Here is a 7446-nt window from a genome sequence, read left to right as displayed (position 1 = left end):
CGTCGCCGGCGGTGAGGCCGTCGGCACCGCGGGAGATGACGACCGCGCGGGCGCCGAGCGCGAGGAGTGCCGCGCGAGCCGATGCGAGGTCGGCGGCGCCCGTCGCCTCGAGGGCCTCGTCGAGGTTGGGTTTGAGGATCGTCGCACCGGCGCGGGCCGCGGCGAGGAGCGCCGTGTCGCTGACGTCGACGATCACGGGGACGCCGGCGTCGTGCCCGGTTCGGACGAGCGCTTCGACGACGGCGTCGGGCGTGGCCGGCGGGAGCGAGCCCGAGATGACGAGTGCGCTCGCGTCGTGGAGGGCGCGTCGGAGCTCGGTCGTCAGGGCGGTCCACTCCTCGGTCGTCACGACCGGACCGGCCTCGGCGAAGAGGGTCGGATGGAGGATGCCGTCGACGACCGCGACCGTCGAGCGTGTCTCGGCGCGGAGCTCCACGACCCGGGTGGGGAGGCCGTCGGCTGTGAGGGCGTCCGCGAGCCAGGTGCCGGAGGCGCCACCGAGGGGGAGCACCTGCAGAGTCGGGACGCTGAGCGACTCGAGGACGCGGGCGACGTTCACGCCCTTCCCGCCGGCACGCCGCACGACGGACTGGACGCGTTGCGTGACCCCGAGCTGCTGCTCGGCGACCGTGTAGGTGATGTCGACGGCGGGGTTCGGCGTCACGACCACGACGCGACGCGCACCAGGGGTGGTCATCGGGCTGCCACCAGACGGCGAGCGAGGATCCCCGCGCCGACCGTGGCCGCCTCGTCGCCGTGACGAGCGGGCAGGAGCTGCGGGACACGGACGACGTCGAGCCGCTCACGGAGTCCGTGCTCGAGTGGCTCGAAGAGGGCGGCTCCGGCGAGGGCGAGCCCACCGCCGATCACGATGGCGGTGGGTGCGGCGACGACGGTGATGCCGGCGAGGGCCTCGGCGAGTGCATCGACGGCGTCGTTCCAGATGGCGATGGCGGCGGCGTCACCGTGAGCGACGGCGTCGGCGACGGTCTTCGCGTCGCGGGCGCCCGCGCGTCGTGCGATGCCGCCCGCTGAGGCGAGTTCCTCGACCCGGAGCCCGCGATGCGGGCCGTCCTGGATCACGCGCTGGCCGATCTCGCCGGCCCAGCCGCCGCCGGCGAAGGGGACGCCGTCGATGACGAGTGCCGAGGCCAGACCGGTCCCGACCGGCACGAACGCGATCGTGCCCGTGACGTCGGCTGCAGCGCCCGAGACCGCTTCCGCCAAAGCCCCGGCGCGGACGTCCTGCCCGAAGGCCAGCGGGACGTCGAGCGCGGGACGGAGGAGCTCGGGGAAGGCGAGGTCGCGCCAACCGAGGTTGACCGCGTGGATGCAGACGCCGTGCTCCTCGTCGACGACGCCGGGCACGACCACCCCGACGGCCGTTGGGGCTGCGACGCGGCTCGCGGCGGCGACGAGTCCGAGGACGATGTCGCGAGTCAGGACACCCGAGGTGTCGCCCGAAGGCGTCGCCTCGCGCCAGCGCCCGAGGACCGTGCCTTCGGCATCCGTCAGTGCGGCTTTGATCCCGGTCCCGCCGACATCGATGCCGAGGACCGCCCGCTCGGTCACGGCGTCAGGATGACGGAGCGCGTGAGCGAACGGGGGTGGTCGGCGTCGAGGCCGCGGGCCTCAGCCAACGCGACCGCGAAGCGCTGGGCGACGACGAGCCCGGCGATGGGGTCGAGGTCGTGCTGCACGAAGGTCGCTCCGGTGGCCGCGACGTCCTCCGGCAGGCCGGCGGGCGTCGGTCCGAGGGACCAGACGAGTCGGCCGGGCTGCGCGATCGCGATAGGACCGTGGCGGTAGTCCATGGCGGGGTAGGACTCCGCCCAGAACTGTGCCGCCTCCCGGGTCTTGAGCGCGGCCTCGAAGGTGAGGCCCACGGCGTGACCGAGTCCGATGAAGGAGACCTGGTCGGCGGCGAGGTACTCGTCGATCGGGATCTGCAGTGCCCGCTCGGCTTCCACGGCGAGTGCCTCGACGTCGTGGCCGAGCGAGCCGCGGAGGAGCGCCAGCGTCGTCGTGGCGAAGCGGGTCTGTACCACGGAACGCTCGTCGGCGAAGGGGAGGGCGATGACGTGTGCCGCCGGAACGGTCGCGGGCGAGTCGTCGACCGCGGTGATGAGGACGGTGGTGACCGAGTCGCCCACCGCCTCCAACAGCTGCACGATCTCCGTGGTCGTCCCGGAGCGTGAGATGGCGACGATGCGGTCGTAGTCGCGGACGCCGGGGAACTCCGAGCCGGCGAACGCGTCCGTGATGCCGAGCCCCGCCTGCTCGCGCAGCACGGCGTAGCTCATCGCGATGAACCAGCTGGTGCCGCACCCGACCACCGCGACCCGCTCGCCCGGCTGCGGCAGCACGGCGACGGCCTCCGGCACGAGGGCGGCGGCGGTGCGCCAGGATTCGGGCTGCGACGCCAGTTCGGCGGCGACGAAGGTCTCGGGCATGACGTGCCTTTCACGTGAGGGGACGCGATCGCAGCGTGGCGATGCGTTGCCGCAACCATACCGGATCGAATCTGATCGATACCAGTGCAAATCGTCAGAATCAATCAGACAGGCGCTAGCTGGGCGCCCATATGATGGTCACAGTACGCCCGACCCGACCGGAAAAGCAGGACAGATGACGCAGCAACAGCGACTCAACGCCCTGCTCGAGCTCGTGAGCGAACGCGGCAACGTGACGATCGCGGAGATCGGCGAAGCGCTCGGCATCTCCGCGGCCACCGCTCGTCGCGACCTGACGGCGCTCGCCGAGCAGCGACTCGTCACGCGGACCCACGGCGGTGCCGCCGCCCTCGGCACCGGCTACGAGCTGCCGCTGCAGTACAAGATCGCCCGCCAGGCCGACGCCAAGATGGCCATCGCGAAGGCCACGGCCGCCCTGATCAACGTCGGCGACGCCGTCGGACTCAACGGCGGCACCACCACGAGTGAGGTCGCGCGCGTGATCGGGCGGAGCGAGCACCTCGTCCGCTCGGACGGCGACGCCTCGGTCACGATCGTGACGAACGCGCTCAACATCGCCTTCGAACTGTCCGTGCGCTCCCATGTGAAGATCGTCGTGACGGGTGGCGTCGCGCGGCGCCAGTCCTACGAACTCGTGGGTTCTCTTGTGGCGGGGGCGCTCGCCGAGATCGCCTTGGACGTCGCGATCCTGGGCGTCGACGGCCTGAGCGCGCAGTTCGGCGCCACCACCCTCCACGAGGGTGAGGCCTCGGTGAGCCAGGAGTTCGTCAAGGTCGCGAAGCGGGTCATCGTGGTCGCCGACAGCACCAAGATGACGAAGGCGACCTTCGCCCGCATCTGCCCGCTCGATCGCATCGACGTGCTCGTCACCGACCAGCCGGTGGACCCGACGCTCGCCGACGCCCTGGCCGCGGCCGGCGTCGAGCTCATCATCGCCGCCTGAGTCCTCTCCTTCCGGACGCTGAGCCGCCCCCTCCCGGTCGCTGAGCGGCCCTTCCCGGTCACTGAGCCGCTTTCCGGTCACTGAGCCGCTTTCCGGTCACTGAGCCGCGTTCCGGTCACTGAGCCTGTCGAAGTGCCGCACCCTCCCGCTCGTTGACCCCTCCTCTCGGCCGCTGACCCGCCCTTCCGGTCACTGAGCCGCCCTCCCGGTCACTGAGCCTGTCGAAGTGCGACCCCGCTCCCCATGTTTCCGCGCGGTAAAACCTCTCCACATCGGCCGCTCCGCACTTGCGTCAGCGCTGTGATCGCCTATTGTCATTTCATGATCGTTTTGGCATCATATGAATCAACTTCACGCAAGGAAGCGGATGTGATCGAGTGAGCACTGCACCAGCCACCACCCCCGAAGGCCTCCGGGTCGCCGTCATCGGCACCGGCCAGCGGGCCTACATCGCCGAACACGTCGCCACGAGCCCCACGTCCGCATCGGTCGTCGCTGCGGTCGACACCACCGAGATCGGTCGCGGTCGGGCACGGCAGCTGTTCGGCGACGACATCGAGGTGTTCGACTCCCACGAGGCGCTCATCGCGCAGGGCGGTGTCGACGCGGCGATCGTGACGACGCCCGACTGGACCCACAAGGAGATCGCGGTCGACCTGCTGCGCGCCGGCATCGCCGTCTACCTCGAGAAGCCGCTCGCGATCACGCTCGACGACGCCGACGCGGTCCTCCAGGCCGCCTACGAGTCGCGGACGCCGCTCTACGTCGGGCACAACTTCCGCCATGCGGCCGTCGTCCGGCTCATGCACGAGGTCATCGAGCGCGGCGAGATCGGCGCGGTCAAGTCCGTCTGGGTGCGTCACTTCGTCGGCAACGGCGGCGACTACTACTTCAAGGACTGGCACGCCGACCGCTCGCGCGTGAACACCCTGCTCCTGCAGAAGGCGAGCCACGACATCGACGTCGTCCACTTCCTCGCCGGCGCGTACACGCAGCGCGTCGTCGCGATGGGCGACCTCGCGGTCTACGGCGACGTCGACGATCACGAGGACCGCAGCGGCCAGACCATGGCCGACTGGTTCTCCTACGACAACTGGCCGCCCGAGGCGCAGCGCGGCCTGAACCCCGTGGTCGACGTCGAGGACGTCTCGATGATGCTCATGACCCTCGAGCACGGGATCACCGCCAGCTACGAGCAGTGCCACTTCACGCCCGACTACTGGCGGAACTACACCGTCATCGGGACGCACGGTCGGCTCGAGAACATCGGCGACACCGCAGGTGGCACCGTCAAGGTGTGGAACCGTCGTCGCACCTGGAGCACCGAGGGCGACGTCGAGTACCCGATCGCGGGCGTCGAGGAGGGCCATGCCGACGCCGACCTCGACACGATGAACGAGTTCCTCGCCTTCGTCGCCGACGGCACCCCCACCACGTTGTCGCCGGTCGCCGCACGCCAGGCCGTCGCCGCCGGTGCCCTCGCCGCCCACTCGCTCCGCAACGGTTCGATCCCGCTCGACGTCCCGCCACTCGACCCCGCACTCGTCGAGTACTTCTCCTCCCTCACCGCCAGCACCGCACCGCACTCCCTCGACGCCGCCGCCCGGTAGCGCACCTCGAAAGGACTCCAGTCATGCCTTCGCCGTTCATGAACCGCAACACCGCACCCGGCGGTCGCAACCGCCGCCGTGCCGTCCTCAGCGGCATCGGCCTCCTCGCCGCCGCCGCGCTCACCGCCGGCTGCAGCACCGGTGGCGGGGGCGCCACCGGTGGCGAGTACGCCGCCGCTCCGAAGGACCTCAAGGCCGAGATCACCTACGGCGTCTGGGACCAGGCCCAGGTCGAGGCGATCGACGCCAACATCGAGGCCTTCAACAAGGTCTACCCCGACATCACCGTCAACGTGAACGTCACACCCTGGGCCTCGTACTGGTCGAAGCTCCAGACGCAGGCCTCGAGCGACACCCTGCCCGACCTCTTCTGGTTGAACGGCCCGAACTTCCAGGTCTACGCGGCGAACGGCAAGATCGAGCCGATCACCGGCGCCGTCAAGGCGGGCGACATCGACCCGAAGAACTACCCCGAGGCACTGAACGAGCTGTACTCGCTCGACGACACCCAGTACGGCGTGCCGAAGGACTTCGACACGATCGGCGTCTGGGTCAACACGGCCCTCTTCGAGCAGGCCGGCGTCGCGCTGCCCGCCGACGGCTGGACCTGGGACGACTTCGACACCGCCGCGCAGGAGATCTCGACGAAGCTGAAGGATCAGGGTGTCTACGGCGCTGCCGGCGGCATGGACGGCCAGACCACCTACTACAACACGATCCTGCAGGCCGGCGGCGAGGTCATCAACGACGACCAGACCGAGTCCGAGTACGACAGCCCCGAGGCCCAGGAAGGGCTCCAGTTCTGGACCGACCTCATCGCGAACGGCTCATCACCCAGCATCCAACAGCTGACTGACACGCCGGCCGACCAGTGGTTCACCTCCGGCAAACTCGCCATGTACTGGGGTGGCAGCTGGCTGCGTCCGCTCGTCGGCGAGTCCGACGTCGCCGCCACCGCCCAGGCCTTCCCGCTGCCGACCGGCGAGGAGCAGGCGACGGTCATCCACGGTGTCTCCAACGTCGTCGCATCGGCGAGCAAGAACAAGCAGGCCGCACAGGCGCTGCAGGTGTTCCTGGCGAGCGAGGAGGCCCAGCAGCAGCAGGGCGACCTCGGCGCCGTCATCCCCGCGTTCACCGGCACGCAGCAGTCGTTCGTCGACTCCTACCCGACGATGAACCTGCAGGTCTTCCTCGACGCCCTCGACTACGCGATGCCACTGCCGGTGTCTGAGAACACCGCCGCGTGGAACGCGCTCGAGGTCGAGCTCCTGCCCGACGCGTTCAGTGGCGACAAGCCGGTCGCCGACGTGGCGAAGGATCTCGCCGAGCAGATGAACGCCGCGCTGGCCAAGAAGTGACCGGTCAGACCGTGCTGCGCACCCCGTCGGCGCCGCTCTCCTCACCGAGAGCGGCCCGGCGGGGTGCCGCCCGCGGCGACGGTGCCTGGCCGTGGGTCTTCGTCCTCCCGCTCCTCACCGGCATCGGCGTCTTCTTCATCTGGCCGATGGTCCAGACCGCCTACTACTCGTTCACCGAGTGGGGCGTGTTCGGCGGCACCACCTTCACGGGCATCGAGAACTACGTCCGGCTGTTCGCCGACCCGCGGCTCTACGCCTCCCTCGGCAACACGCTGATCTACACGGCGGTGGTGCTCCTCGGCATCCCGATCGCCGTCTACCTCGCGAGCCTGTTGAACCTCCCGGGGCTCCGGTTCGCGAGCTTCTACCGGGTGCTCTTCTTCCTGCCGTACGTCGCGATGCCGACCGCCGTGGCCATCGTCTGGCGCATCATCTTCAACGGTGACTTCGGCATCCTCAACTACACGCTGTCGCTCGTCGGTGTCGACGGCCCTTACTGGATCAGTACGCCGGGCACCGCGATGTTCGCCGTGGCGATCGTCGGCCTCTGGTCGTCTCTCGGCTTCTCGATGATCATCCTGGCGTCCGGGCTCAAGAACATCGCACCGGAGCTGTACGAGGCGGCGGAGCTCGACGGCGCGACCCGGTGGCGGCAGTTCCGCTCGATCACGGTGCCGCTGCTCACCCCGAGCATCTTCTTCGTCACGATCATCACGGTCATCTCGAGCTTCCAGCTCTTCGACCTGCTGTACGCGATCCTCGGCAGCACCAACCCGGTGCTCCCGAAGAGCATGTCGCTCGTCTACTTCTTCTACGACCAGGGCTTCGTCCAGAACGACAAGGGGTATGCGGCGGCGATCGCGATCGTGATCTTCCTGATCATCGGACTCGTCACGCTCCTCCAGTTCCGGCTCCAGAAACGATGGGTCAACAATGACTGAGCAACTCACGGCCACAGCACCGCTCACCACCCGTGCCGTCACCGTTCCGGGTTCGGGTCGTCCGTCCGCCGCGTCCGCGCGACGCCGCGACGCCGGTCGGCCCGGCCAGCGGCGCGGGTC

General features: G+C 69.5%; 7 protein-coding genes. 4 read left to right on the top strand and 3 right to left on the bottom strand.

All coding sequences use genetic code 11. From position 1 onward, the window contains the following. The 3 genes from IFT89_RS19160 to IFT89_RS19150 all read right to left on the bottom strand — a co-directional run. On the bottom strand, positions 1–697 hold a 697-nt coding region (locus IFT89_RS19160; RefSeq protein ID WP_202939759.1), incomplete at its 3' end, for a 1-phosphofructokinase family hexose kinase. Further along, positions 694–1572 carry an ROK family protein gene (locus tag IFT89_RS19155; RefSeq protein WP_202939758.1) on the bottom strand — a complete coding sequence of 293 codons (879 nt, stop codon included), beginning with the start codon at positions 1570–1572 and terminating at the stop codon, positions 694–696. The genes IFT89_RS19155 and IFT89_RS19160, both read right to left, overlap by 4 nt. Then, positions 1569–2453, bottom strand: a complete 885-nt coding sequence (locus tag IFT89_RS19150; RefSeq protein ID WP_202939757.1) for an SIS domain-containing protein — start codon at positions 2451–2453, stop codon at positions 1569–1571. The genes IFT89_RS19155 and IFT89_RS19150 overlap by 4 nt, the downstream gene beginning before the upstream one ends. Positions 2454–2628: 175 nt before the next feature. Here IFT89_RS19150 and IFT89_RS19145 point away from each other — a divergent pair, with 175 nt between their 5' ends. From IFT89_RS19145 to IFT89_RS19130, 4 genes are all read left to right on the top strand, one after another. Beyond that, positions 2629–3417: a DeoR/GlpR family DNA-binding transcription regulator gene (locus IFT89_RS19145; RefSeq protein WP_079706484.1), complete on the top strand. Its 789-nt coding sequence runs from the start codon at positions 2629–2631 to the stop codon at positions 3415–3417. A gap of 377 nt (positions 3418–3794) precedes the next feature. After that, positions 3795–5027, top strand: a complete 1233-nt coding sequence (locus IFT89_RS19140) for a Gfo/Idh/MocA family protein (RefSeq protein WP_202939756.1) — start codon at positions 3795–3797, stop codon at positions 5025–5027. Positions 5028–5050: 23 nt separating this feature from the next. Next, on the top strand, positions 5051–6385 hold the full coding sequence (locus tag IFT89_RS19135) for an ABC transporter substrate-binding protein (protein ID WP_244650868.1): 1335 nt from the start codon (positions 5051–5053) through the stop codon (positions 6383–6385). Then, positions 6382–7326 (top strand): carbohydrate ABC transporter permease, encoded by a 945-nt coding sequence (locus IFT89_RS19130; RefSeq protein ID WP_307783555.1) that lies wholly within the window; start codon positions 6382–6384, stop codon positions 7324–7326. The genes IFT89_RS19135 and IFT89_RS19130 overlap by 4 nt, the downstream gene beginning before the upstream one ends. Positions 7327–7446: the final 120 nt, after the last annotated feature.

Source organism: Plantibacter sp. CFBP 13570 (assembly GCF_014841395.1).
Classification (GTDB): domain Bacteria; phylum Actinomycetota; class Actinomycetes; order Actinomycetales; family Microbacteriaceae; genus Plantibacter; species Plantibacter auratus.
The sequence above is the reverse complement of the archived record's forward strand: the minus strand, read 5'-3'. Positions and strand labels throughout refer to the sequence as shown.